We start from the raw sequence: 24,352 nt of genomic DNA, 5'->3' as shown, positions 1-24,352 counted from the left end.
GCGGCCGTCACGGGAAACGGGGTGGACGGCCGGGCGGATCACCGGCCCTCAGGCCCGGCGCGATCCCGAGACGCTGATCTTCGGCAGCAGCCGGCTGACCTTGGAATGCCCGGACAGGGTGTCCCCGGCGAAAGTGACGTCGAAGTCGAGGTTCAGCTTCGCGGGCTTGGTCACCGACTGGCGCCAGGTGACCTGGCGGCCCTGCGGGGTCTCCTTGCTGACGATGTCCGCCAGCGGCACGGTCTCGGCATCGCTGGCGGCGGTGCCGGCGATGAGGCCTGCGGCGTCGGTGAAGGTGTAGACGACCTCCAGGTCCCCCACCGGGGATTTCACGACCACGTCCCAGGTTCCGGCGATCGAACTCACAGCGGCTTCCTTTCGGCAGCGGGAGCAGGAAAGCCCGCGCCCCGGGCTCGATGACGAGCCGGGCTGCACGGGCTGGGTGGTGCTTCGAGGGGATCCGCGGGAGGCTGCCCGGTCCTGTTCCGGGCACAGCTCGACCGCTGGAAGTAGCGTGACATAAGCGGGCGATCCCCGTCAATATCACGTGAATCGGGGCATGAAAAAAGCGGCGCGGAGGGCGCCGCCGGCATGTCCTGGCACATCGTCACACCGGCCGGGGATCCGGCCGGAACGATTCATGTGGAAGGGGCAGATCCAGATCGGAACACAAATCTGCCGTCGTTCGTTATCGTGACACGCGGCCTGAGCCCACGTCAACCCGGCGCCCCGCGCGCCGGACAGGCGGGCGGCCGCCTCACATCGGAGTGGCCGGCCAGCCGGTGCGCCAGGCGGGCGGGCGCTCCAGCAGTTCGGCGTCGATCCGGGCGGTCATCTCGACCAGGGTGCGGCTGGTGACCGTCAGGTCCTCCTGGGGAATGCCCAGGTAGAGCCGGGCGATGGCCTCGTCGAACACGCCCCGGATGCGGCTCTGCAACTCCAGGCCCAACGCGGTGGCCCGCACCGGGAAGCCGCCACCGGGCAGGATCGCCAGCAGACCCGCCGCGAGTAACTCGCCGACCACCGCGGAGGCCGAGTGCCGGTCCGTCTTCGTGGCGATGGCCAGCCGGGCCACGAGGCGGTCCCGGTCCAGCTCGTTCGGGCTCAACGTGCTGATGTTGAGCGCGATCCACTGCTGGTGCGAGGCACCCGCCTCGCCCAACACAGCGTCCAGCAGCGCCCGGTGAGCCGTCTCGGCCCTGCCGAGGACCCGCGGATCGAGGATCGGGCCAGTTGTCATGGCTGCTCCCTGTTCAGGCTCGGCGCCCAGGGGCGCCTAGGAGGAGACAATGTTTAGCAGACCCAAGGACTTCGTCAACGTCGAGTCGTGATAACAGGGTTCTTCTCACTTCCGCCATGCCAAAAACCCCGCACGTCCCCGCGGGTGCCGGAAGTGGCGTCCCGGCCGGCCGGTTGCGGCCTGGTTCGAAGGCCGGGCGACCGGTGGCAGCGGCCGTACGACTGCCCGCCAAAGCCCGGTCCGGACCGTGGATCAGGTCCCGGCCGGGTTGACGCGGCGGCCCTGGACGTCCGGCCGCGAACGGCCGTCCAGGGGTCGGCGGCTCGGCTCGGGAAGGCTGGGCGCACCAGGTCGCCGGCGCAATCCGGGAGGAGTTCCTCGTCTCCTCGCACCGGCTCGGCGTGAAGGGACGCCCGGCATCCTGACCTGCCTCCTCGCGTGTCACGACGCATCGCGGGTGAGCCCCGGGAAGGGCCTCGGGGGCGTCGCCGTCCGAGGTTCCGACTACCGCTGGAGGGGCGGCTCACGCATACTGCGGACAACCGAACCTCTCCGGACCCTCGTCCCGGAAGGTCGCGACGGCGGGCGAGCCGATCGCCCGCAGCCCGGCCCGCCGCGCCACCGCAGGGGCCTGGTGACGCGACGCTGCCCGCCCGTGCGCCACCCGTGTGCCGCCGTCCGTTCCGCCGTCCGTGTCGCATTCTGTGCCCCACCTGGCAACCGGGGCCAAGGCTCCGGGCGTTCGCGGCGCTGTCGGGGGCCGGACCTGTCCGAAGAACAGCGAGAACCGGTCGAGACCTGTCATCGGCTATGAGCCGTTTTCATCCGAGCCCGTCTTCACCTCGCTCCCCGGAGGTTTGTGGTGGTCTTCGCAGCCGACCGTGACGGTGACCCCGCGTCCGGCGGGAGCGGGCCCCCGGGGACCTCGCTCCCCGGCATGGCCCGCTCGATCATGTCGATGGTGCTGGTCTGCTACCTGTTCATCGGCCTCATCGCCATCTACGCCGGCCGGCCCTCCGGCCTCGACTTCGCCGTCGAGGCCTTCTTCGTCGGCGGCGTCATCGCCATGCAGTATCTGCATTCGTCCTCGAACGCGGCCTTGTGGACGCGCAGGCGCAGGATCTGGTCGCTGGGGACCCAGGGGTTGTGCGTCTTCCTGCCACTCATCCTGTTCGACCAGAGATGGGGCGGGGGCGCGGGATTCCTGGCCGGTTCCTGCCTGCTGCTGTTCAGCGGCCGGGGCGCCTGGGCTCTGTCCGTCGTACCGACGGCGCTGGTCCTGTTCAGCTCCCTGTACGCCCGAGTCGCCTGGGAGATGACATTGGGATACATGGGTTGCGCGTTTCTGACCGGCCTGGTCGTCTACGGCATGAGCCGGCTGTCGAACATGGTCGCCGAGGTCCATTCGGCACGCGAGGAAATGGCGCGGATGGCCGTGATGAAAGAACGGCTGAGAATCGCTTCCGATCTGCACGACCTGCTCGGCTACAGCCTTTCGGCGATCGTCCTCAAGGGTGAGCTGACCCGCCGGCTGATCGATGACAACCCGGAGCGCGCGCTCGCCGAGATCCGCTCGGTCCTGGAGATCTCGCGGCAGGCGCTGTCCGACATCCGCACGGTGGCCCAGGGCTACCGGGACATGTCGCTGGTGGCCGAGGCGGCCTCCGCGCAGGCTCTGCTGGCCGCCGCCGGCATCGAGGCGGCGGTCTCCATAAAGATCGGGGCGCTCCCCCGGGCCCAGGACACCATCCTGGCCAGCGCGCTGCGCGAGGGAGTGACGAACATGCTGCGGCACGGCGACGTCCGCGCCTGCGAGATATCGGCCGTCCAGGAGGGCGGCGCGGTCCGCTTGGAAATGGTCAATGACGGACTGCGGGAGCCGGCCGGGGCGGCGGTCCCCGCGCGCACCGGGATCGGGCTGGAGAGCATCGAGCGCAGGGTGTCGTCGGTGGGCGGTTCGGTGTCCACCTCGATCACCGAGGACGGGCGTTTCCATCTCGTGGTGACGGTCCTGCTGGACCGCGCCGGAAGAGGCCGGGCCTTCCTGGCGGCCGCGGGGCGGAACGTGACGGGGTCAACCGTCGATCCGCGGGGGCGGCGATGAGGTGGTCATCGACGACCTGCCGGGGAGGGACGGGCTGCCCGCGGTGGGGCAGTTGCGGGAGCGGGAGGTGAACGTCCTGCGGATGGCCGCGACCGGGGCCGAGCCGCGCGAGATCTCGGGACATGATGTGCCTCTCCCCGGCACCGTCCGCAACCACCTCACCAGCAGCGTGGTGAAGCTGCCGGCGCGCAACCGGATCGACGGCGTCCGGATCGCCCACGGGGCGGGCTGGATTCCGTAGGCCTAACGGCCCGTCCGGTGCGCGGGCGGGTCGGCCTCAGCGGGCGGGTCGGCCTCGGGCGCGGCGGCCTCGGGTGCGCTGCCGGCCGGCGCCGTGGTCCGGCCCCCGGCCGAGCGCGCCTCGGCCAGCGCCAGCAGTTCCTCCAGGTCGTACTCGGCCCGCCCGGGTCGGCCGTGGCGGGTCAGCTTCCCGCGGCTGGCCCACTTGCGCACGGTGGCCTCGGTGACTCCGAGGGCCAGCGCGGCGAGTTGGGTCGGCACGGTGCGCGGTGGTACCGCGGGTGCGCCGGTCACGAGTCGGCCCGCCGACCGAACCTCAGCCACTGCTGCGGGGACAGGACGTGCCCCACGCCGCAGCTGACGGCGAAGACCTCGCCGGGCTGCGCGCTGGAGCGTACCGGGCTGGTGCACTCGGGCTCCGGGCACCGCCCCAGCTCCCGCGGCGCCGGTCCCGCGTCGACGGCCTGGCGTGCCGCCTTCTCGACGGTGACGATCTCGCTGACGAAGTCGTCGGCGGCCGGGTGTGCGAGCAGCCAGCCCAGATGGGCGGCGACGAAGGTTGCCAGGTCACGGACCGTCCGCCCGCGCGGGGCGGAGGCCCTGCGCTCCCCGACGACCATGTCGGACCAGGAGGCGAGCACGGTGACCATGTCGCTGCGGGCGTCCATGGCCCGCTCGTTGAGTGCCATCCCCATGGACCGGCTGCCGCTGACCCGCTGCCGGAAGCCGCCCAGGGCCGGGCCCAGCGCGTCCTCGCAGGCGGCGTACAGCCGCGGCAGCGCCCGTAGCGTCGTTCCGACCCGTTCGCCGCACACCGGGCACAGGCGGTGCCCCGCGGCCAGCCGGTGCGGCCGGTGCTCGCCGAGCGCATCGTGTCCGGAACAGTACCGCGTCTCCGGAAGCTGCCGGGCCGCCCCCGCCCCCTCGCGGTGAGCCCACCCCCGCTGGACCTTGTGCACGCCGATCACCCCTCATCGGTCGGCCGTCTCCGGCGTCTTCGCAGCTCGCCGCGCTCGCCGGCTGCTCGTTCAGCATGCCGACGGCGGCCTGGGCCGCGACAGTGCCAGCGTCACCGGTTCGATGTGACGAGGGGGGCCGCAGGCGTGTGAAGGAATCACACGGTCCGGGTGCGTACCGCAGGGCGTGGTGATGAACGGCAGGTCAGGGCGGTGGGCCCGGGGGTGGCGGGCTGTCAGCGGTGGCGCGTCGGCGCTGTCGAGCGGCTCGGGATGCGGGCCGCGGTGGGGTCCTGGCCGCCTGAAGGGGCGTCAGCGACGGGCGTGCCGAAAGTGAAGCAGCGGGGTTGACGCTGCGTCAGGAGCGTGTCACGATACGGGGCAACGGCCGATTTATGTCTAGACCGGATCCGCCGTTCTGCCCGATTCGTCCCGGCCGGCCCTCTGGTCGCCGTGCTGACGTGCCGGGATTTCCCCGCGGCGCCCTTGCGCCGCTTTTTTCATGCCCTCCTGCATGCCGGCGCTGATGGCCATATGCCATGCCCACGCCTGTCATGGCGGACCGGCGTGCATCGAACTCCTCCTATGACGGACGACGAAAAGGAACTGCCATGCGGGTTCTCATTGCGTTCGCGCCGCTGACCGCCCATCTGTACCCCTGCGTTCCGCTGGCGTGGGCACTGCAGAGTGCGGGGCACGAGGTGCGGCTTGCCAGCAGTACGCCGCTGGCCGAGCAGATCACCGCCGCCGGCCTCACCGCCGTCCCGCTCGGCGGCGGACCGGCCTCGGCGATGCCGGACATCCCCCAGGAGGGGCTGGACCGTTTCAGCGAAGCCCTGGGGTTCGAGCCCGGCTCGGACCACGCCCGGCTCTGGGACGCGATCCGCTACTTCACGGTGCTGGCCTGCGCGCAGTACTACCCGGACGCCGAGGGGCGGGCGCCGTTCGCCGACAACCTCGTCCAGTTCGCCAGGGACTGGCAGCCCGACCTGGTGATCTGGGACCCGGCCTGCGCCCCCGGGTCGGTCGCGGCCCGCGAGTCCGGCGCCGCGTCCGCCCGGCTGCTGTGGGGCCCCGACTACTTCCCATGGCTCCACGGGAGGCTGGCAGAACGGGCGGCGGAGCGCGGCTCCCAGCCGGACCCGCTGGCCGAGACCCTGGCGCCGATTTACAGCCGGTTCGGCTACGACTACTCCCCCGACCTGCTGCTGGGCGACTTCACCGTCGACCCGCTCCCCTCGCAGCTGCCCGTCCCCGAAGGGCTGCGCAGGGTGCCGATGCGCTGGGTGCCTTACGCCGGCGGGTCCCAGGTGCCGCAGTGGCTGGCCAAGCCCCCGACGCGGCCCCGGGTGTGCCTGTCGCTGGGCGTCAGCGGGCGCGGGATCTTCACCGGCCCCGACCAGCGGGTCGCGGCCGCGCTGGAGGCGGTGGCCGGCATGGACGTCGAGGTGGTGGCCACGGTCAACGCCAACCAGCTGGGCGAGGACCAGAAGATCCCCGACAACGTACGGATCGTGGACTATCTGCCGCTCAGCCAGGTGATGCCGACCTGCTCGGCGATCATCCACCACGGCGGTTTCGGCACCTTCTTCTCGGCAGCCGTGCACCGGGTGCCGCAGATGATCATCGTGGAAGAGCTGGGCAGCGCGCTGTCCAGCACCCGCTACCTGGAGTCCAGGGGCGCGGGCGTGGCCCTGCACAGCGACGGTCTGACCGCGGCCCAGATGGGCGGCGAGCTGACCCGGCTGCTGACGGATCCGGCTTTCCGGCAGGGGGCCGACGCCGTCTACGCGGACATCACCGCCGCCCCGAGTCCCGGCGAGATCGTACCGATTCTGGAGCGGATGGCCGCGCAGTACGGCACCCGGGGCTGACGGGCGTGGACGTGGTCGAGACCCGGGTGCCGGGTGCCTTCGTCTTCACTCCGCGGCAGATCCCCGACGAGCGGGGCGTGTTCTTCGAAGCCCTCCGGTGCGACCAGGTCGAGGAGGTCACCGGAGTGCCGTTCCGCCCCGAGCAGATCAACTACTCGGCCTCCCGGCGGAACACCCTGCGCGGTATCCACGGCGTGGCGGTGCCGCCGGGTCAGGCGAAGTACGTCACCTGCGTGCGCGGCGCGCTCCGCGACGTCGTCGTCGACCTGCGGGTGGGGTCGCCCACATTCGGCGAGCACCACGTGTCCGTGCTGGACGCCGGGTCTGGGCACTGCGTGTACGTGCCGGAGGGCGTCGGGCACGGATTTCTGACGCTCACCGAGGACGCCTGCATCTGTTACGTGGTCTCCACGCGGTACGTGCCGGGCACCCAGATCGACATCAACCCGCTCGATGCCGACCTCGCGCTCCCGTGGGGTTTCACCGAGCCGCCGCTGATGTCGCGGAAGGACGCGCAGGCGCAGGGCATGCGTGAGGCGCTCGCCGCGGGAGTGCTCGCGCACTGGCGGGGCGCGGTACTGGAGCACACCGAAGGCAGGCACTGACGATGGAAGGCGGGCAGGGCATGCAGGCAGAGCAGTCACGACAGCAGCTTGTGGAGATGGTCAGGAAATACCACAGGGAAGTCCAGCAGGACTCGGCGTTCGTCCCCGGGGTCACGGAGATCTGGCCGTCCGGCGCGGTGCTGGACGAGGACGACCGCGTGGCGCTGGTCGAGGCGGCGCTGGACATGCGTATCGCCGCCGGGCCCAGCTCCCGCCGGTTCGAGTCGCGGTTCGCCCACAAGCTCAAGCGGCGCAAGGCGCACCTCACCAACTCCGGGTCGTCGGCCAACCTGCTGGCGCTGTCCGCCCTGACCTCCCCGGTGCTGGAGGACCAGCGGCTGCGGCCGGGCGACGAGGTCATCACGGTGGCCGCCGGCTTCCCCACCACCGTCAACCCGATCCTGCAGAACGGCCTCGTGCCGGTCTTCGTGGACGTGGAGCTGGGCACCTACAACACCACCGCCGAGCGGGTCGCCGCCGCGATCGGGCCACGTACCAGGGCGATCATGCTGGCCCACACGCTGGGCAACCCCTATCCCGCCGGGGAGATCGCCCGACTCGCCGACGACCACGAGCTGTTCTTCGTCGAGGACAACTGCGACGCGGTCGGTTCACTGTGCGACGGGCGCCTGACCGGCACCTTCGGGGACCTGAGCACGGTGAGCTTCTATCCCGCGCACCACCTCACCATGGGCGAGGGCGGCTGCGTACTCACCTCGAACCTGGCACTGGCCCGCATCGTGGAGTCGATGCGCGACTGGGGACGCGACTGCTGGTGCGAGCCGGGAGAGAACAACAAGTGCCTCAAGCGGTTCTCCTACCAGATGGGCACGCTGCCCGAGGGCTACGACCACAAGTACATCTTCTCCCACGTGGGCTACAACCTGAAGGCGACCGACCTGCAGGCCGCGCTGGGCCTGACCCAACTCGCCAGGCTGGACGAGTTCTGCGACGTGCGGCGGCGCAACTGGCGGCGGTTGCGCGCCGGACTCGACGGCACCCCCGGGCTGATCCTGCCCGAGGCGACCCCGAACACCGACCCCAGCTGGTTCGGCTTCGTCATCACCGTCGACCCGCAGGCGCGCTTCACCCGGGGCGAGCTGGTGGCCCACCTGGAGGAGCGCAGGATCGGCACCCGGCTGCTCTTCGCCGGGAACCTGACCCGGCACCCGGCCTACCACGACCAGCCGCACCGGGTGGCCGGCGACCTCGCCAACAGCGACATCATCACCGACCACAGCTTCTGGGTCGGCGTCTATCCCGCGCTCACCGAAGAGATGCTCGACTACGTGATCGCCTCGGTCCAGGAGTTCGTGGCCGGCCGTGGATGACCTCGCCGGTCCCGCGACGCCGCCTTGTCGACCCTTATCCGGTTAGGGAGTCCTCCCATGTCCCAGAACACCCTGCTGCATCCGCGCGCCGACCTGGAGTTGCCCGGCAGGCTGGCCGGTTCGCTCACCGCCACGCGGGGCGCGGTGATGAGCACCGAGGATTTCCCGGGCTGGCTGGACCGGCACCGGCAGGCGCACAGCTTCCGCGTGGACCGCATCCCCTTCGGCGAGCTGGACCGCTGGTCCTTCCACCCCGACACCGGCAACCTGCTGCACGACAGCGGCCGTTTCTTCACCGTGGAGGGGCTGCACGTCACCACCGAGGCCGGGCCGCACCGGGAGTGGTACCAGCCGATCATCAAGCAGGCCGAGGTGGGCATCCTCGGGATCCTGGTGAAGGAGATCGGCGGGGTCCTGCACTGCCTCATGCAGGCCAAGATGGAGCCGGGCAACCCCAACCTGCTGCAGCTGTCCCCGACGGTGCAGGCGACCCGGAGCAACTACACCCGGGTGCACGAGGGCGCGGCGGTGCGGTATCTGGAGTATTTCCTCCAGCCGGGGCGGGGCAAGGTCCTGGCCGATGTGCTGCAGTCGGAGCACGGCGCGTGGTTCCACCGCAAGAGCAACCGCAACATGATCGTCGAGGTCGAGGACGACATCGCGCCGCACGGCGACTTCTGCTGGCTGACCCTCGGGCAGATCGGCGAGCTGCTGCACCTGGACAACGTCGTCAACATGGACGCCAGGACCGTGCTGGCCTGTGCCCCGATCGGGGCCGTCGACCCGGACCGGGCGCGCGACCCGTTCGTGGCGGCGCTGGCCCGGTCCCGCAACGCCGGGGCGCTGCACCCCGACGTCGAGCTGCTGTCGTGGTTCACGGCGGAGCGGGCGCGGCAGAGCGTGCGGGCCGAGCGGGTGCCGATGGCCGGACTGCCCAGCTGGGTCAGGGGCACGCACTCGATCGACCGGCCCGACTCCCGGTTCTTCCGGGTGGTGGCGGTGTCGGTGCAGGCCGGCAGCCGGGAGGTGAGCCGGTGGACCCAGCCGTTGATCGAGCCGCTGGGGCTGGGCATCACCGCCTTCCTCACCCGGCGGATCGACGGGGTGCTGCACGTACTGATGCGGGCCAGGGCGGAGGCCGGATTCCAGGACGCGGTGGAGCTGGGACCCACCGTGCAGTGCGTGCCGGGCAACCACGACGACCTGCCGCCCGAGGACCGGCCCGCCTTCCTGGACCTGGTGCTGTCCGCCGACCCGTCGACCGTGCGGTTCGAGGCGGTGCACTCCGAGGAGGGGGGCCGGTTCCTGAACGCGGTGAGCCGCTACATGGTGCTGGAGCCCGACGAGGACGAGGTCCCGCTCGATCCGCCGCCCGGCTTCTTCTGGGTCACCGTGGGTCAGCTGACGTCCCTGGTGTGCCACAGCAACTACGTCAATGTGCAGGCCCGCAGCCTGCTGGCGTGCCTGAACGGGATGCTGGCGGGCACGCGGTGAGCGGACGGCACGCTGCCGCGGTGCGGATCGGGGTGCTCGGCTGCGCCGACATCGCACTGCGCCGGATGCTGCCGGCGATCGCCGCCCGCCCGGAGGTCGAGCTGGTGGCGATCGCCAGCCGGGACCCGGCCAGGGCGGCGGAGCAGGCCCGCGAGTACGGCTGCGCCGCGGTGTCCGGCTATGCCGAACTGCTCGACCGCGACGACGTCGACGCGGTGTACGTGCCGCTGCCGGCCGGGCTGCACGCCCGGTGGGTGGCGGCCGCGCTGCGGGCGGGCAAGCACGTGCTGGCGGAGAAGCCGCTCACCACGGACGCGGCGCTGACCGCTCAGCTGCTCGACCGGGCCGAGGCGTACGGGCTGGTGCTGATGGAGAACGTGATGTTCGTCCACCACGCGCAGCACGCGCGGGTGCGGCAGCTGCTGGCCTCCGGTGCCATCGGCGAACCGCGCTCCCTGCACGCCTCCTTCGCCGTCCCCGCGTTGCCCGACGACAACATCCGCTACCGGCCGGAGCTGGGCGGCGGGGCTTTGTGGGACGTGGGCGTCTATCCGGTCCGGGCGGCCCTGCACCTGCTCGGGGCCGACCTGCGGGTGGCCGGCGCGGTGCTCTCCGCGGGTTCCGGCCGCCAGGTGGACACCTCGGGTGCCGCCTTGCTGGCGACGCCGTCCGGAGTGACCGCGCAGCTCACCTTCGGTCTGGAGCACGCCTACAGGTCGGCGTACGAGGTGGGCGGCAGCGCGGGCCGGATCACCGTCGACCGGGCCTTCACCCCTCCCGCGGACCACGTACCGGTACTGCGGGTGGAGCGCGGGTCCGCGGTGGAGGAACTCCGGCTCGCCCCCGACGACCAGGTCGGCAACACCGTGGCGGCGTTCGCGCGGGCGGTACGGGCCGGGGGCCACGACGACCCCGACTGCCTCCGGCAGGCGCGGCTGCTCCAGGAGCTACGCGACGCGGCCGGCGGGGCCCGGCGGGAAGTGCAGGCACTGACCTCGACCTGACGTGGGGTTGCGACCCGGCTGGAGGCCGGCCGGGACAAGCGGAAGGAGAGATCACATGAAGGCTCTGGTCCTCGCAGGAGGTGCGGGAACCCGGCTGCGGCCGATCACGCACACCTCGGCCAAGCAACTGGTGCCGGTGGCGAACAAACCGGTGCTCTTCTACGGGCTTGAGGCGATCGCCGAGGCCGGGATCACCGATGTCGGCATCGTGGTGGGCAGCACGGCGCAGGAGATCCGGCGAGCCGTCGGGGACGGGTCGGCGTTCGGCCTGAAGGTCACCTATCTGCCGCAGGAGGCCCCACTCGGCCTCGCGCACGCGGTGCTGATCGCCCGCGACTACCTGGGCGACGACGACTTCGTCATGTACCTCGGGGACAACTTCCTGATCGGCGGCATCACCGAGCCGGTGGAGCGGTTCCGCAGGGAGCGCCCCGCCGCCCAGATCATGCTGACGAGGGTTCCCGATCCGAGCGGGTTCGGGGTGGCGGAGCTGGACACCGAGGGGCGGCTGATCGGACTCGAGGAGAAGCCCGACAAGCCCAAGAGCGATCTGGCGCTGGTCGGGGTCTTCCTGTTCACCTCGGCGGTGCACCCGGTCGTGGCGGCCCTGGCCCCCTCGGAGCGGGGCGAGTTGGAGATCACGCACGCCGTCTCGGGGCTGATGGACGCCGGCCATCGGGTGGAGGCGACGGTCACCGAGGGCTACTGGAAGGACACCGGCAGCGTCGCCGACATGCTGGAGGCGAACCGGCTCGTCCTGGAGGAGATGGAGCCCGAGATCGCCGGCGTGGTGGGTGACTCGGAGCTGATCGGCCGGGTGACGGTGGCGCCGGGCGCGGTGGTGCGGCGCTCGCGCATCGTGGGCCCGGTCATCATCGGGGCCGGCTCCCTGGTGGAGGACTCCTATCTGGGGCCGTTCACCTCGGTCGCTGAGGACTGCCAGATCATCGACAGCGAGCTCGAATACTCCGTCGTCCTCGGCGGGGCCGCGATCCGCGGAGTACGGCGCATCGAGGCATCCCTCATCGGCCACGAGGTGGAGGTGACCCCGGCGCCGCGGACGCCCAGGGCGCACCGCCTGGTCCTCGGCGATCACAGCAAGGTGCAGATATGCGCGTCCTCGTAACCGGCGGCGCCGGATTCATCGGATCGGCCTACGTACGGGAACTGCTCGCCGGCGCCTACCCGGCCTGGCAGGGCGCCCAGGTGACCGTACTGGACCTGCTCACCTACGCGGGCAACCTCGCGAACCTGGCCCCGGTCGACGGGCGGTTCACCTTCGTGCACGGCGACATCGGCGACTGCGCCCTGCTGGACCGGGTGGTGCCCGGCCACGACGTGGTGGTGAACTTCGCGGCCGAGTCCCACGTGGACCGCTCGATCGCGGGGGCCGGCGACTTCGTGCGCACCAACGTGCTCGGCGTGCAGCGGCTCTTCGACGCCTGTCTGAACGCCGGGGTCGGGCGGGTCGTCCACATCTCCACCGACGAGGTGTACGGCTCGATCGACTCCGGCTCGTGGGACGAGAGCGCGCCGCTGGCGCCGAACTCGCCCTACGCCGCCTCGAAGGCGAGCAGCGACCTGCTCGCCCGTGCCTACCATGTGACCCACGGGCTGCCGGTGGTCACCACCCGGTGCGGCAACAACTACGGGCCCTACCAGTACCCCGAGAAGGTCATCCCGCTCTTCGCGACCCGGCTGCTCACCGGAGGCACGGTGCCGCTGTACGGGGACGGCGGGAACGTGCGGGACTGGATCCACGTCACCGACCACTGCCGCGGCATCCAGGTCGCGGCCGAGCGGGGTGTTCCCGGCGAGGTCTACCACATCGCCGGCACCCGCGAGCTGACCAACGTCGAGCTGACGGACCGGCTGCTGACCGCCTGCGGGGCGGGCTGGGACCGGGTGGACAAGGTGCCGGACCGCCTCGGCCACGACCGGCGGTATTCCCTCACCGACGCGAAACTGCGGGCGCTCGGCTACGCGCCCCGCATCCCGTTCGAGGAGGGGCTGGCCGCGACCGTCCGCTGGTACGCCGAGAATCCCGCCTGGTGGCGGGATTCGGTCCAGGGAGCCCACCGGTGACCGGTTACCGCTCCGGGGGGCTGCGGCCGGTCGTCGCGGTCCTGGGGGCGACCGGGTCCATCGGCAGGCACGTCGTCTCGGCCTTCGAGACGACGGGCTACCCGGTCCTCTCCGTCGCCAGGGGGCGCCCGCCCGCGGCCCCCGGGCACGCCTTCGTCGCCTCCGACCTCTCGGCGGCCCCGATCCCGGAGATCGCCGAGATCCTCACGACGGCCGGTGTCCGGGTGGTGGTCAACGCCGCCGGCGGCTGGCTCGCGTCGCCGGAGGACAACCAGCGGGCCCACGTCGACCTCGTGGAGCGTCTGCTGCACGCGGCGGCGCTGATGCCCGCGCCGCCGCGCTTCATCCAGATCGGCTCCGTGCACGAATACGGTCCGGTGCCGCACGGCACGGTGATCGACGAGTCGTACGAGCCCAAGCCGCAGACTCCCTACGGGCGCTCGAAGCTTGCCGGCTCGGAAGCCGTGCTGCGGGCGACCCGGGAGGGCCGCGTCTCGGGCCTCGTCCTGCGGGCGGTGAACGTCTTCGGCCCGGGCACGGCGGGCGTCGGCTTCCTCGGCTCCGTGGTGCACGGGCTCCGCGCGCTCATCCCCGGTGACCGGCTGCGGCTCACGGTCAGCAGGTCCCAGCGGGACTTCGTCGACGTACGGGACCTGGCCGACGCGGTCGTACGGGCCGCGGAGTCCTCGCTGGCCGGACAGGCCGTCAACATCGGGCGGGGCGAGGCGCTCGACATGGTCGACCTGCTCACCCTTCTCGCCGCCGAGGCCGGGCACGGTCCCGACGTGCTGGATCTGGCCAGCGGGTCGGTGCGCTCGCACGGCGGGGACTGGACACGCGCCGACATCCGGCTCGCCGGCCGCTTCCTGGACTGGGCGCCGAAGACCTCGGTCCGCCAGTCGCTGCGGGACATGTGGGAGTCCACCGCCGCACGCTGACAGCCCGCGGGCCGCGTGGGCAACCGAAGCGTGGGCACCCGAAGCCCAGTGCTGACCACTTCTCCGTATTCGACGCGAATTGCCGGGGCGCACCGGTGAATTCGCTCCGACCCGAGGCGTTGGCCCGGCCAACGCCATCGGCAACCGCCAGTCACGGGCGCCCCCTTGCCGGGGCGCACCGAAGGAGGACTCAGATGATCCTTGTCACCGGCTCCACCGGAAACGTCGGCCGCAACATCGTCCGCGAGCTCCTCGCCGCGGGCGAGCAGGTGCGCGCGCTCACCCGCAATCCCGCCGAGAGCGGCCTGCCGCCCGAGGTCGAGGTGTTCGAAGGGGACTTCACGAAGCCCGACACGCTGCCCGCCGCCCTCGACGGGGTGCAGCGGGCCTTCGTCTTCCCCGTCCTCGGGGCCCTGGAGGGCTTCCTGCAGCATGCCGTCCGCAACGGTCTGGACAGGCTCGTGCTGCTCTCCTCCACGGCAGTCACCTTCCCCGATCCGGGATGGGTCGGCGGCGCGCACCTGCGCAACGAGACGGAGGTACTGGCCTCGGGGATCGACGCCACCTTCGTACGCCCCACGGTCTTCATGGCCAACGACCTCGCCTGGGCGGGCCAGATCGCCCAGGGCGGAATCGTCCGCGGTCCCTACCCCAAGGCCGCCATGGCGCCGGTGGACGAGCGCGACATCGGCGCGGTGGCCGCGGCGGCCCTGCTGTCCGACGAGCCCCTGGACCACGTCAGCTTCACCGGCCCCGAGTCGCTCGACCAGGTGGAGCGGGTGCGCATCGTCTCCGAAGTCCTCGGTGTGAAGGCGGAGTTCGAGGAGATCTCGCGTGCCCAGGCACACGCCCACCTGGTCCACCACATGCCGGACCTGGCCGCCGAATTCCTGCTCGACCAGCTCAAGGACGCCGCCGCGGGCGGCGGGGCGGAGATCCTCAGCCCCGAACCCGTCATCGGGAGGCCGCCGCACACCTACGCGTCCTGGGTCGAGCACCGCATCGCCGACTTCCGGCGGTAGTCAACCGCACGGGCGCCCAAGCGGGTTCAGTCGTCGCGCGAGTCGAAGACACGGCGGATCTTTCCCACCGAGCGCTCCAGGGTGTCCGGGGGGACGATCTCCACCTCGACGCTGACGCCCACGCCGTCCTTCACCCCTCGCGTGATCGAGCGGGCGCAGGCGTCGTAGTGCTCGGGGCTGCATCCGGGGCGCTGTTCGACCAGGACCGTCATATGGTCCATCCGGCCGCGGCGGGTCAGCCGCAACTGGAAGTGCGGGGCCACGCCCGGGGTGGACAGGACGATCTCCTCGATCTGGCTGGGGAAGACGTTCACCCCGCGCAGGATGATCATGTCGTCGCAGCGGCCGGTGACCTTCTCCATCCGGCGGAAGGCGGGCCGTGCCGTGCCCGGCAGCAGCCGGGTCAGGTCACGCGTCCGATAGCGGATGACCGGCAGGGCCTCCTTGGTCAGGGAGGTGAAGACCAGCTCGCCGCCCTCCCCCTCGGCCATGACCTGGTCGGTGAGCGGGTCGACGATCTCTGGGAGGAAGTGGTCCTCCCAGACGTGCAGCCCGTCCTTGGTCTCCACGCACTCCTGGGCGACGCCGGGACCCATCACCTCCGACAGCCCGTAGATGTCGACGGCGTGGATGTCCGTACGCTCCTCGATCTCGGACCGCATCGCCTCCGTCCACGGTTCGGCGCCGAAGATGCCGATCCGCAGGGAGCTGGTGCGCGGGTCGACGCCCTGGCGTTCGAACTCGTCGAGGAGGGTGAGCATGTAGGAGGGGGTGACCATGATGATCTCGGGCCGGAAGTCCTGGATGAGCTGGACCTGCCGGGCGGTCATGCCTCCCGAGGCGGGGATGACCGTGCAGCCGGCGCGCTCGGCGCCGTAATGCGCCCCGAGGCCGCCGGTGAACAGGCCGTACCCGTAGGAGATGTGCGCCTTGTGTCCGGGTCGGCCGCCCGCGGCGCGGATGGAGCGGGCGACGACGTCGGCCCACACCGACAGGTCGTGCTCGGTGTAGCCGACCACGGTGGGGCGGCCGGTGGTGCCGCTGGAGGCGTGGACGCGGCGCACCTGCTCGGCGGGGACGGCGAACATGCCGAAGGGGTAGCTGTCGCGCAGGTCCGCCTTGGTGGTGAAGGGGAAGCGCGCCAGGTCCTCCAGCGTGCGGCAGTCCTCGGGCCGTACTCCGGCGGCGTCGAACTTCTCGCGGTACCGCTCCACATGGTCGTACGCGTGCCGCAGGGTCGCCCGCAGCCGCTCCAGTTGGAGGGCGCGCAGCTGCTCGCGCGGCATGCGCTCGGCGGCGTCCAGCAGGTCGCCGGGGAGCGCCTCCCCCAGCCGGCGGCCCTGGTAGCGGGGGCTTGTCGGGGCGGCGCTCATCGCGACTCCTTCGTCGTCGTGCCTCGGCTGTCGCGGCTGCGGCCGCGGAATTCCGCGATGACCTCGTCGCCGCGCAGCACGCTCACGTCGTAGATGCCGCTGCGCCCGAACCTCACCCTTTCCCGCGCCGTCGCGAGCAGGACGTCGCCCTCGTGGGCCGGGGCGACGAAGTCGATGTCGGCGGCGGCCGCGACGGTCACCGGCCCGCGGCCGTTGCAGGCGCAGGCGAACGCGGTGTCGGCGAGCAGGAAGACGTAGCCGCCGTGCGCGATACCGTGGCCGTTGACCATGGCCGCGGTCACCGTCATCCGCACCGACGCGGTCCCCGCGCCGGTGTGCAGCAGCTCGATGCCCAGGCTCCGCGAGGCGGCGTCGGCGGCGAACATCGCCTCCGCGGTGCCTGTCGCCGGCTCAGTGGTCTGGCTCACGTGCGCGCTCCCGTTGTCTCCCGACCGAACATTCGGTTAGCCTGCCGTCCGGCCAAGTAATCAAGCAACCGCGCCGCCTGTCAAGGGCCGGAGCGCATGCCCCGGCCGAACCCGCGGGTCGCGCAGACCCGCTGCCGACGAGGAGAGCAGAAGTGCCCGACGAGGTCTATCTGGTCGACGGTGCCCGTACCCCGCAGGGCCGCTACGGCGGGGCGCTGGCCGCCGTGCGGCCCGACGACCTCGCGGCCCTGGTCGTCGGCGAGGCCGTGCGCCGGGCCGGGGTGCCGGGCGAGGCCGTGGACGAGGTGATCCTCGGTGCCGCCAACCAGGCCGGCGAGGACAACCGGGACGTGGCGCGCATGGCGGTGCTGCTGGCCGGCCTGCCGCACACCGTGCCCGGCTACAGCGTCAACCGGCTGTGCGCCTCCGGGCTGACGGCGGTGGCCTCAGCGGCGCAGGCCGTCCGCGCGGGAGAGGCCGACCTGGTGGTGGCCGGCGGGGTCGAGTCCATGACACGGGCGCCGTGGGTGATGGCCAAGCCGGGCACCCCGTGGGCCAAGCCCGGCGAGGTCGCCGACACCGCGCTCGGCTGGCGCTTCACCAATCCCCGCTTCTCCAGCCGGCAGACCCTGTCGATGGGCGAGACCGCCGAGGAGGTCGCCGCCCTGGACGGGATCAGCCGCGCCGACGCGGACGCGTTCGCGCTGCGCAGCCACCAGTCGGCCGTCGCCGCCCAGCAGGCCGGCCGCTTCACAGCGGAGATCGTCCCGGTCGAGGTGACCGACCGCAAGGACCGGGCCACCACCGTCGACACCGACGAGGGCCCCCGCCCGGCCACCAGCGCCGAGCAGCTCGGCCGGCTGCGTACGGTCTTCCGCGAGGACGGCATCGTGACCGCCGGCAATTCCTCACCGCTCTCGGACGGCGCCGCAGCCTTGGTGGTCGCCTCGGGCCGGGCCGTCGAGCGGTACGGGCTCACCCCGAGGGCGCGCGTCGTCACCACCGCCTCCGCGGGGGTCGAGCCGCACCTGATGGGGCTCGGCCCGGTCCCGGCCACCGGGAAGGCCCTCGCCCGTGCCGGCTGGAAGGCCGCCGACCTGGACGCGGTGGAGCTGAACGAGGCCTTCGCCGCGCAGGCCCTGGCCGTGATCCGCCGCCTCGACCTCGACCAGGACACGGTCAACGCCGACGGGGGCGCGATCGCGCTGGGCCACCCGCTGGGGTGCAGCGGCGCGCGCATCCTGCTCACGCTCCTCGGCCGCCTGGAACGCGGCAACGGCCGCCGGGGACTGGCCACCCTGTGCGTCGGCGTCGGCCAGGGCGTCGCCATGCTGATCGAAAGGCCGTGAGCATCGCGGGCTTTGGGCGTTCAGCCGCTCCGTGACGTGCCGCGTGCACCGGCGGTGCCCCGGACCACTGCCCGGCTGCGGCGAGCGGTGGCCGCGGGCGCGCGTCAGGCGGTGGAGGCGGTCACCTTGGCGAGGAAGGCGTCCAGGTTGCGGCGGGTGCGGGCGATCTGCTCGTCGAGGGTGAGCGTCTCCTCCATCCGCCGGACCAGCGGGGTGGTCTTCTTGCCGCGGATGTAGAGGGAGCACGCCAGGTCCGCGCACATGTACAGCGCGACGGTGTTGCCCTGCCGGCCGGCCGGGCCGGCCAGCGGGGCCGCCAGCAGGTCGACACCGCCACCGCCGTGGCCGGTCAGGCACAGGCCGCACAGGCTGCTGCGCAGCAGGTTGCGCCGGGCGCCCGGCGCGATCCGCAGGGTCAGGCCGACCGGGCCGCCACCGGCCGCGGGGCTCACCAGGTAGGCGCGGTCCGGGGCTCCGGGATCGCGCCAGCCCAGGAAGTCCAGGTCCGCCCAGGGCAGCCCGGACATGTCCCGGGGCAGGTTGATCCGCTTGGCCTCGCCCTTCGAGCAGTTCACGAAGGAGGCGCGCACTTCGGCGTCGGTCAGGGCGTCCATGGCCTCGACGCTACCTCTCCCCCGCCCGCGTCCTCGACCGGTTTTTCCCGCCTGTTCCTCTCGCCGCTTTCCCCGACGCCCGGCACGCCGGTGCTGGTCAGGCCGCCAGCGCCGGCCGAAGTACGTCCTGGCACCAGTGCCGGAAGGTCGTGGGGGACGCCGAGCGCGAGGCGTACGGCCCGGTGCCGTACAGGCCGGCGTCGACCGCGGCCGCCATGTCGAGGAGGCCGCGTGCCCACGGCTCGCTCACGCCGCGGCCGAGCAGGTCCGCCCGGTAGGCCTCGGCGGGGATCCGCCGGTAGGTGATCGAGCGGCCGAGGACCTCGGACATGATCGCGGCCATCTCGTCGGGTGACAGGTCCTCGTGTCCGGGCAGCGGAAGGTCCTCCTGGCCCGTCCAGGTGTCGTCGAGCAGCAGGCCGGCCGCGGTGGCGGCGAGGTCGCGGGTGGCGCAGAGCGGGGTCCTGCGGTCGCCGGGCAGCAGGCCGAAGTAGGTGCCCTGGTTCCTGATCGGGTCGAGCTGCCGGAGGACGTTCTCCATGAAGCCGGGCATGCCGAGCGAGCGGTAGTGCACGCCGGTGCTCTCGATCAGGTGGTCCATCGCGAAGAACGCCGCCTCGATGGACGCGCTGGCCGCGCGCGCCTCGACCTCGAAGCGGACGCTGTACGCGCACTTCGAGAGCAAGGACAAGCTCTTCCTCGCCGTGGTCGACCTGGTGCGCGACCTGTACCTCGACCGGCTGCGGACGCCCGGCGAGTACGCCGACGACGACACCGAGGAGGTCGTCCTCTACTGCGGCCGCTTCCTGCAGATGCTCCTGTGGGAGCCGACCGTGCGCATGTGCCGCCTCGGCATCGCGGAGGCGGAAAGGCTGCCGGAGGCGTCGGCCCGCTACTACGAGGCGATCTTCGACTCGGCGCACCAGCGCCTCGCCGACCACCTCGGCCTGCGGTACGGGCTGCCCCCCGCGGACAGCACCCGTGTCGCGCACGACCTCATCGGGCGCACCCTGCACCCGCGCTTCACGCGGGCACTGTTCGGCACCGGGCAGTTGCTCACCGAGCGGCCGGAGCGGGAGTCGATCGCCACCGACGTCGACCTCGCGCCCATCCGCGCGGCGGTCGCCGCCGCCCTGCCGCCGGCGCGGTGAGCGCCTCGGCTACGGCTTGATGGCGACGCCGACCCACAGGCTCACCTCGGCGTCCGACACCAGCGGGGTCTCGACGCGGTCCGTCTCCTCCGGGCGCCAGCGGTGGCCGACCACGATGCCGGGCTCGATCAGGTCGAAGCCCTCGAAGAAGCGCTCGACCTCCTTGCGCGTACGCACCTGCGCCGGCGTGCCCGAGCTGCGGTAGACACCGACCACCTCCGCCCACGCCTCGGGATCGAAGTCCGGGGTGCAGTGGCTGATCGCCAGCGCGGAGCCGGACGGCAGCGCCGCCATCAGCCGGGAGACGATGCCGTACGGGTCGCGGTCGTCGGGGATGAAGTGCAGCAGCGCGTTGAGGCTCAGCGCGACCGGCCGGGACAGGTCGAGCGTGGCCGCCAGCGTCTGGTCGGCCAGGATCGCCTCGGGGTCGGTCGCGTCGGCCTCCACGTACGCGGTACGGCCGGCCGGGGTGCTGCGCAGCAGGGCCCGCGCGTAGTTCAGCACGATCGGGTCGTAGTCGACGTAGACCACCCGCGCGTCCTCGGCCACGGACTGGGCCACCTCGTGCAGGTTCGGCGACGTCGGGATTCCGGTGCCGATGTCCAGCCACTGCCTGATCCCGTAGGAGCGGGCCAGCACGCGGGTCGCGCGGTGCATGAAGTCGCGGTTCTCCAGCGCGGTGACGAAGACGCCGGGGAAGACCGTCGCGACCTCGTCGGCGGCCTCACGGTCGGGGCGGTAGTTCGTCCGCCCGCCGAGGTAGTAGTCGTACATCCGTGCGCTGTGCGGGATGTCGGTACGGATACTGGCCTGCAGCTCGGCTGCCGACTCCGACTCCGCGTCGCCGAGAGCTGTCCCATCCGTCATGTCCGCAACCCCGCCGCCCACTCAGACCCGGGGCCATCCCCCGGTGACCACCGGTATCTTCACCGCCATCATAGGCCCCGCCGCAGGCCCATCCGTCCGGAGCCCTCCCCAACTTCCCTGCGGCCAGGGCGTATTGACTGCGCAAAACCCGCTTACAGGGGAACTCCGGTCTTCGCGCGTCCGGCAGCGCACCGGGCCGGCTTCCGACGCCGGTGACCGCTCAGCCGAGCAGGTCCCGCAGCCGGCCGGCCTGGCGTTCCGCGGTGCCCGGCGGGTTCCTGGGCGCGCCGGTGGCGGCGTCGAAGCTGAGCAGGAAGAGCCAGACCAGGGCGAGCAGCCGGCGGCAGTGCGGCAGGCGTACGGACTCGGCGGGCGTGAGGTCGCAGTGCCGCAGGAAGCGCGGGACGTCCAGTGGGACTTCCACCCAGGCGGCCGCGTGTTCGGTGATCTCGGCCAGTTCGAAGGCGCGGTCGCTGCGGCCGGAGTCCTCGAAGTCGACGACCTGGACGCGGGAGCCGTCCCACAGGTAGTTCGCGAGGTTGCCGTCCCCGGGTCCGAAGACCCAGGGGACATCCGGCGGTCCGCCGGTTTCCGGGACGGAGCCGGACAGCCAGTCCATGCCGTCGTCCATGGCACGGCCCACCTGGTCACCGGCCTGCGGGCGGGCGCGGGGATACCACGAACGGACGAGGCCGGACAGCTCCTCCGGCCGGCCGGGGCGGGGCGGCAGGGACGCCAGGACGTCGGGCGGCAGGGATCCGTGCACCGCCGCGACCGCCGCCGCCAGCGCCTCGACCTGGCCGGCGGTGAGCGGCGCTCCGCGCAGCGGCGCACCGGCCAGTCCGGACATCACCACGGTGGGCTCGCGCGCGGCCAGGTCGGCCCGGAGTGGCTCGGGGGCCAGCCCGGGGGCGTAGCGCGACAGCAGCCGCAGTGCACGCCATTCGCGTGCGCAGCGATCGTGGTCCGTGGCGCGGAAGCGCTTGGTCACGCCGGCGGGTCCCACGGTGATCGCGTGCGTGCTCCAGCGGTCGGACGTCATGGCGTCCGATCCTGCCAGGTCCGGTGGCGAGGTCACCGGCCGCGTACGCCCTGCGCCCCCGCCGGCACCGCGACCGCGGCAACCGCCCGCCTGCTCAGCGCGTTGGTTCGAGCAGCGGGGACGACGGCGTCCGTACGCCTCCGGCGGGTTGTACGCCTTCCGCGCCGACCCCTGCGCGACACGGAGACAAGCACGGGCTGTCGGCCGCAGGAATGACGGTCGCCTACGGCCACACCGATGTCGTGCGCGACGGCGCTGTCGCGATCCGGCCCGCCGAGGTGACCGCGCTCGTGGGTCCGAACGGCAGCGGGAAGTCGACATTGCTGCGTACGCTCGCCCGGCTGCAGCGTGCCCGCAGCGGCACGCTCACGGTCGACGGCTACGGGCGGACGCCGGCCGACGTGCTGCCGGTCGCCGTGGTGCTCGCCGCGGGCGCCGCCGTCGCGGTCGCACGCCGCCGGCAGCTCGACCTGGTCTCCCTCGACGACGCACCCCGCGGCTCCTCGGCCTGCGCCTGGCGCCGGCCGCCCGGTCAGGCGGCGGAGCGCTCGGCCTGCGGGCGGCGCAGCGCCTGCTGGGTGAGGCCCGGTGAGGTGTAGCCCATGTCCAGGACGCCGGCGTCGCTGCCCGGGGGCACGATCGCGTCGATACGGTCGAGGACGTCGTCGGACAGGGTGGTCCCGGCACTGGCGAGGAGGTCGTCCAGGTGGTCCATGGTGCGCGGGCCGATGATCGCGGAGGTGACCGCGGGGTGGGCGATCGCGAAGGCCATGGCCAGGTGTGTCAGCGGCAGCCCAGCGTCCTCGGCGACGGGAATGAGCTGCTCGACGGCGTCCAGCCGCCGCTCGTCGCGCATGTGGGCGAAGCCGAACCCGGCCCGGTGGGTGTCGGGCGCCTGTCCCTTGCGGTAGCGGCCGGTGAGCAGGCCGCCGGCCAGCGGGCTCCAGACCAGGGTGCCCATCCCGTAGCGCTCGGCGACCGGCAGCACCTCGCGTTCCACGGCGCGGTCCAGGATCGAGTACGGCGGCTGCTCGGTGCGGAAGCGGTACAGGCCGCGCCGCTCGGCCACCCACTGGGCCTCGACGATGTCGGAGGCGAGGAAGGTCGAGGAGCCGAAGGCCCGTACCTTGCCGGCGCGCACCAGGTCGGTGAGGGCGCCGAGGGTCTCCTCCACGTCGGTGTCGGGCGCGGGCCGGTGCACCTGGAAGAGGTCGACGTGGTCGGTGCCCAGCCGGCGCAGCGAGTCGTCCAGCGCGCGCACCAGCCAGCGCCGCGAGTTCCCGCGCTGGTTGGGGTCGTCGCCCATGGGCAGATGGGCCTTGGTCGCCAGGACGACGTCGTCGCGGCGGCCCTTGAGTGCCTTGCCGACGATCTCCTCGGACTCGCCGCGCGCGTAGGCGTCGGCGGTGTCGACGAAGTTGATGCCCGCGTCCAGTGCCCGGTGGATGATCCGGACGCAGTCGTCGTGGTCGGGGTTGCCGATGGCGCCGAACATCATGGCGCCCAGGCAGTAGGGGCTGACCTTGATGCCGGTCCGGCCCAGGCTGCGGTACTTCACAGTGCTCCTCAGAGGTTGGGATGTCCGCCGCCCCGCGGTACGCTCAGGTAAGCGGAACAACGTTCCACTCACACGATACGGAACAACGTTCCGGATAGCAAGGAGGACGACCCGTGGGCGACGAACCGACCCTCGCCGGGCAGCCCCGCCAGGGCGTGCGCGCCGACGCGCAGCGCAGCATCGACGCCCTGCTGACCGCGGCCGCCGAGGTCTTCGCCGAGGACGGCGTGGACGCCCCCGTGCGGCAGATCACCGCGAAGGCGGGAGTCGGCGCGGGCACCCTCTACCGCCACTTCCCGCAGCGCTCCGACCTGATCGCCGCCGTCTTCCGCCACGAGGTCGACGCCTGCGCGGCCGCCGCACCCACCCTGGCCGCGCGGTACGACCCGCTCGAAGCGCTCACCCGGTGGCTCCAGCGCTTCGCCGGTTTCATCGCCACCAAACGCGGCCTCAGCGCGGCCCTGCACTCCGGCGACACCACCTACGACAGCCTGCCCGGCTATTTCCAGCAGCACTTCGAGCCCGCGCTCTCGGCCCTCCTGGACAGCGCGGCCAAGGCCGGCGCCATCCGCTCCGACGCCGACCCGTGGGACCTGCTGCGCGCCATCGGCAACCTCGCCGTGCCCGCGGCGGACGACGACAGCGGCCACACGCAGCGGATGATCGCCCTGCTCGTCGACGGCCTGCGCTTCGGCGCCGGGGCCTGAGCCGTCGGCGGGTGGGCCGTCGGCCCGTAAGCCGTCAGCCTTCATGCCGGGCGTATCGCCGAAGCACGTGCACGACCCTGGCCACCGCGAGGGCGCCGGCCGCGACGGAGCCGGCGAACACCAGGGACGTGTCCACGGCGGGGGGAAGGTGCCAGACCAGGGCGGGGCCGGCGAGCGCCCCGAAGGCCACGGCGCCCAGGAAGCACCCGCTGAGCAGCGCGTACCCGATCTCGACGGTGGCCTCGTCGCGCTCGGCCTGGCTGCGTGTCCCTGGCGGCATGGGGCAAGGATCGCACCGCCCGCCACCGCCGGTCCACGGCACGGATGTCACGGCGTGTCAGGCGGGCCGGCGGGGGCGCGGGGCGCCCCC

Annotated in this window: 27 protein-coding genes; 15 read left to right on the top strand and 12 right to left on the bottom strand. The window is 72.4% G+C overall.

Annotation, left to right across the window (positions count from 1 at the left end; all coding sequences use genetic code 11):
- Positions 1–48 precede the first annotated feature (48 nt).
- Together BUE44_RS25195 and BUE44_RS25190 are read right to left on the bottom strand one after the other, a co-directional pair.
- Positions 49–366, bottom strand: coding sequence for a hypothetical protein (locus BUE44_RS25195; RefSeq protein ID WP_073501274.1), 318 nt, complete (start codon positions 364–366; stop codon positions 49–51).
- Between the two features lie 391 nt (positions 367–757).
- Positions 758–1,240, bottom strand: a complete 483-nt coding sequence (locus BUE44_RS25190; RefSeq protein ID WP_073501273.1) for a hypothetical protein — start codon at positions 1,238–1,240, stop codon at positions 758–760.
- A gap of 937 nt (positions 1,241–2,177) precedes the next feature.
- Here BUE44_RS25190 and BUE44_RS25185 point away from each other — a divergent pair.
- On the top strand, positions 2,178–3,344 hold the full coding sequence (locus BUE44_RS25185) for a sensor histidine kinase (protein ID WP_143172579.1): 1,167 nt from the start codon (positions 2,178–2,180) through the stop codon (positions 3,342–3,344).
- Position 3,345: 1 nt separating this feature from the next.
- Positions 3,346–3,585 (top strand): LuxR C-terminal-related transcriptional regulator, encoded by a 240-nt coding sequence (locus BUE44_RS25180; RefSeq protein ID WP_073501271.1) that lies wholly within the window; start codon positions 3,346–3,348, stop codon positions 3,583–3,585.
- Between the two features lie 2 nt (positions 3,586–3,587).
- On the opposite strand, the gene BUE44_RS38000 is transcribed toward BUE44_RS25180, so the two are convergent.
- Both BUE44_RS38000 and BUE44_RS25170 read right to left on the bottom strand, forming a co-directional pair.
- Positions 3,588–3,845: a MerR family transcriptional regulator gene (locus BUE44_RS38000; RefSeq protein WP_200804517.1), complete on the bottom strand. Its 258-nt coding sequence runs from the start codon at positions 3,843–3,845 to the stop codon at positions 3,588–3,590.
- A gap of 29 nt (positions 3,846–3,874) precedes the next feature.
- Complete coding sequence (locus BUE44_RS25170; protein ID WP_143172578.1) at positions 3,875–4,543, bottom strand: hypothetical protein; 669 nt, start codon at positions 4,541–4,543, stop codon at positions 3,875–3,877.
- Between the two features lie 608 nt (positions 4,544–5,151).
- Between BUE44_RS25170 and BUE44_RS25165 the strand changes: the two genes are divergently transcribed.
- The 9 genes from BUE44_RS25165 to BUE44_RS25125 all read left to right on the top strand — a co-directional run bounded on the left by BUE44_RS25165 (position 5,152) and on the right by BUE44_RS25125 (position 14,893).
- Positions 5,152–6,414, top strand: coding sequence for a nucleotide disphospho-sugar-binding domain-containing protein (locus tag BUE44_RS25165; protein ID WP_073501268.1), 1,263 nt, complete (start codon positions 5,152–5,154; stop codon positions 6,412–6,414).
- 5 nt (positions 6,415–6,419) lie between these two features.
- Complete coding sequence (locus BUE44_RS25160) at positions 6,420–7,019, top strand: dTDP-4-dehydrorhamnose 3,5-epimerase family protein (RefSeq protein WP_073501267.1); 600 nt, start codon at positions 6,420–6,422, stop codon at positions 7,017–7,019.
- Between the two features lie 20 nt (positions 7,020–7,039).
- Positions 7,040–8,350, top strand: coding sequence for a lipopolysaccharide biosynthesis protein RfbH (gene rfbH / locus BUE44_RS25155; protein WP_073501292.1), 1,311 nt, complete (start codon positions 7,040–7,042; stop codon positions 8,348–8,350).
- 57 nt (positions 8,351–8,407) lie between these two features.
- On the top strand, positions 8,408–9,844 hold the full coding sequence (locus tag BUE44_RS25150; RefSeq protein ID WP_073501266.1) for an NDP-hexose 2,3-dehydratase family protein: 1,437 nt from the start codon (positions 8,408–8,410) through the stop codon (positions 9,842–9,844).
- Positions 9,811–10,848 (top strand): Gfo/Idh/MocA family protein, encoded by a 1,038-nt coding sequence (locus BUE44_RS25145; RefSeq protein WP_265737177.1) that lies wholly within the window; start codon positions 9,811–9,813, stop codon positions 10,846–10,848. The genes BUE44_RS25150 and BUE44_RS25145 overlap by 34 nt, the downstream gene beginning before the upstream one ends.
- A gap of 55 nt (positions 10,849–10,903) precedes the next feature.
- The gene (locus tag BUE44_RS25140) at positions 10,904–11,974 is read left to right on the top strand and encodes a glucose-1-phosphate thymidylyltransferase (protein WP_073501265.1); all 1,071 of its coding nucleotides are present in this window, start codon (positions 10,904–10,906) and stop codon (positions 11,972–11,974) included.
- Positions 11,959–12,933 carry a dTDP-glucose 4,6-dehydratase gene (gene rfbB, locus BUE44_RS25135; protein WP_073501264.1) on the top strand — a complete coding sequence of 325 codons (975 nt, stop codon included), beginning with the start codon at positions 11,959–11,961 and terminating at the stop codon, positions 12,931–12,933. Before BUE44_RS25140 ends, rfbB begins: the two co-directional genes overlap by 16 nt.
- On the top strand, positions 12,930–13,871 hold the full coding sequence (locus tag BUE44_RS25130; RefSeq protein WP_235002429.1) for an NAD-dependent epimerase/dehydratase family protein: 942 nt from the start codon (positions 12,930–12,932) through the stop codon (positions 13,869–13,871). Before rfbB ends, BUE44_RS25130 begins: the two co-directional genes overlap by 4 nt.
- 194 nt (positions 13,872–14,065) lie before the next feature.
- Positions 14,066–14,893: an SDR family oxidoreductase gene (locus BUE44_RS25125; RefSeq protein WP_073501263.1), complete on the top strand. Its 828-nt coding sequence runs from the start codon at positions 14,066–14,068 to the stop codon at positions 14,891–14,893.
- Between the two features lie 26 nt (positions 14,894–14,919).
- Here the strand turns inward: BUE44_RS25125 and paaK are convergent, their stop codons facing one another.
- Together paaK and paaI are read right to left on the bottom strand one after the other, a co-directional pair.
- Positions 14,920–16,266, bottom strand: a complete 1,347-nt coding sequence (paaK, locus tag BUE44_RS25120; RefSeq protein WP_073501262.1) for a phenylacetate--CoA ligase PaaK — start codon at positions 16,264–16,266, stop codon at positions 14,920–14,922.
- The gene (gene paaI / locus BUE44_RS25115; protein ID WP_073501261.1) at positions 16,263–16,694 is read right to left on the bottom strand and encodes a hydroxyphenylacetyl-CoA thioesterase PaaI; all 432 of its coding nucleotides are present in this window, start codon (positions 16,692–16,694) and stop codon (positions 16,263–16,265) included. The genes paaK and paaI overlap by 4 nt, the downstream gene beginning before the upstream one ends.
- A 152-nt stretch (positions 16,695–16,846) precedes the next feature.
- Here paaI and BUE44_RS25110 point away from each other — a divergent pair, with 152 nt between their 5' ends.
- Positions 16,847–18,043 (top strand): thiolase family protein, encoded by a 1,197-nt coding sequence (locus BUE44_RS25110; RefSeq protein ID WP_073501260.1) that lies wholly within the window; start codon positions 16,847–16,849, stop codon positions 18,041–18,043.
- A 104-nt stretch (positions 18,044–18,147) separates the two neighbouring features.
- Here BUE44_RS25110 and BUE44_RS25105 read toward each other — a convergent pair whose 3' ends face one another.
- Positions 18,148–18,657 (bottom strand): FBP domain-containing protein, encoded by a 510-nt coding sequence (locus BUE44_RS25105; RefSeq protein ID WP_073501259.1) that lies wholly within the window; start codon positions 18,655–18,657, stop codon positions 18,148–18,150.
- A gap of 97 nt (positions 18,658–18,754) precedes the next feature.
- The gene (locus tag BUE44_RS25100) at positions 18,755–19,258 is read right to left on the bottom strand and encodes a Rossmann-fold NAD(P)-binding domain-containing protein (protein WP_143172577.1); all 504 of its coding nucleotides are present in this window, start codon (positions 19,256–19,258) and stop codon (positions 18,755–18,757) included.
- Here BUE44_RS25100 and BUE44_RS25095 point away from each other — a divergent pair.
- Entirely contained in the window at positions 19,236–19,808 is a 573-nt protein-coding gene (locus BUE44_RS25095; protein WP_143172576.1) for a TetR/AcrR family transcriptional regulator, read from the top strand. The two genes, BUE44_RS25100 and BUE44_RS25095, sit on opposite strands and share 23 nt — an antisense overlap.
- A 9-nt stretch (positions 19,809–19,817) precedes the next feature.
- Here BUE44_RS25095 and BUE44_RS25090 read toward each other — a convergent pair whose 3' ends face one another.
- Both BUE44_RS25090 and BUE44_RS25085 read right to left on the bottom strand, forming a co-directional pair.
- Positions 19,818–20,675 (bottom strand): SAM-dependent methyltransferase, encoded by an 858-nt coding sequence (locus tag BUE44_RS25090; RefSeq protein ID WP_073501256.1) that lies wholly within the window; start codon positions 20,673–20,675, stop codon positions 19,818–19,820.
- Positions 20,676–20,895: 220 nt separating this feature from the next.
- Complete coding sequence (locus tag BUE44_RS25085) at positions 20,896–21,717, bottom strand: phosphotransferase (protein ID WP_073501255.1); 822 nt, start codon at positions 21,715–21,717, stop codon at positions 20,896–20,898.
- A 212-nt stretch (positions 21,718–21,929) separates the two neighbouring features.
- Between BUE44_RS25085 and BUE44_RS39830 the strand changes: the two genes are divergently transcribed.
- Complete coding sequence (locus BUE44_RS39830) at positions 21,930–22,316, top strand: ATP-binding cassette domain-containing protein (RefSeq protein WP_079190062.1); 387 nt, start codon at positions 21,930–21,932, stop codon at positions 22,314–22,316.
- Here the strand turns inward: BUE44_RS39830 and BUE44_RS25075 are convergent.
- The gene (locus tag BUE44_RS25075) at positions 22,250–23,275 is read right to left on the bottom strand and encodes an aldo/keto reductase (protein WP_073501254.1); all 1,026 of its coding nucleotides are present in this window, start codon (positions 23,273–23,275) and stop codon (positions 22,250–22,252) included. The genes BUE44_RS39830 and BUE44_RS25075 overlap by 67 nt on opposite strands.
- Before the next feature lie 113 nt (positions 23,276–23,388).
- On the opposite strand from BUE44_RS25075, the gene BUE44_RS25070 reads away from it, so the two are divergent.
- Positions 23,389–23,982 carry a TetR/AcrR family transcriptional regulator gene (locus BUE44_RS25070; protein WP_073501253.1) on the top strand — a complete coding sequence of 198 codons (594 nt, stop codon included), beginning with the start codon at positions 23,389–23,391 and terminating at the stop codon, positions 23,980–23,982.
- A gap of 34 nt (positions 23,983–24,016) precedes the next feature.
- Here the strand turns inward: BUE44_RS25070 and BUE44_RS25065 are convergent, their stop codons facing one another.
- A complete protein-coding gene (locus tag BUE44_RS25065) occupies positions 24,017–24,262 on the bottom strand; it encodes a DUF6332 family protein (protein ID WP_073501252.1) in 246 nt (81 codons plus the stop codon).
- Positions 24,263–24,352: the final 90 nt, after the last annotated feature.

Origin of the sequence: Actinacidiphila paucisporea (assembly GCF_900142575.1) — a bacterium.
Taxonomy (GTDB): domain Bacteria; phylum Actinomycetota; class Actinomycetes; order Streptomycetales; family Streptomycetaceae; genus Actinacidiphila; species Actinacidiphila paucisporea.
The sequence above is the reverse complement of the archived record's forward strand: the minus strand, read 5'-3'. Positions and strand labels throughout refer to the sequence as shown.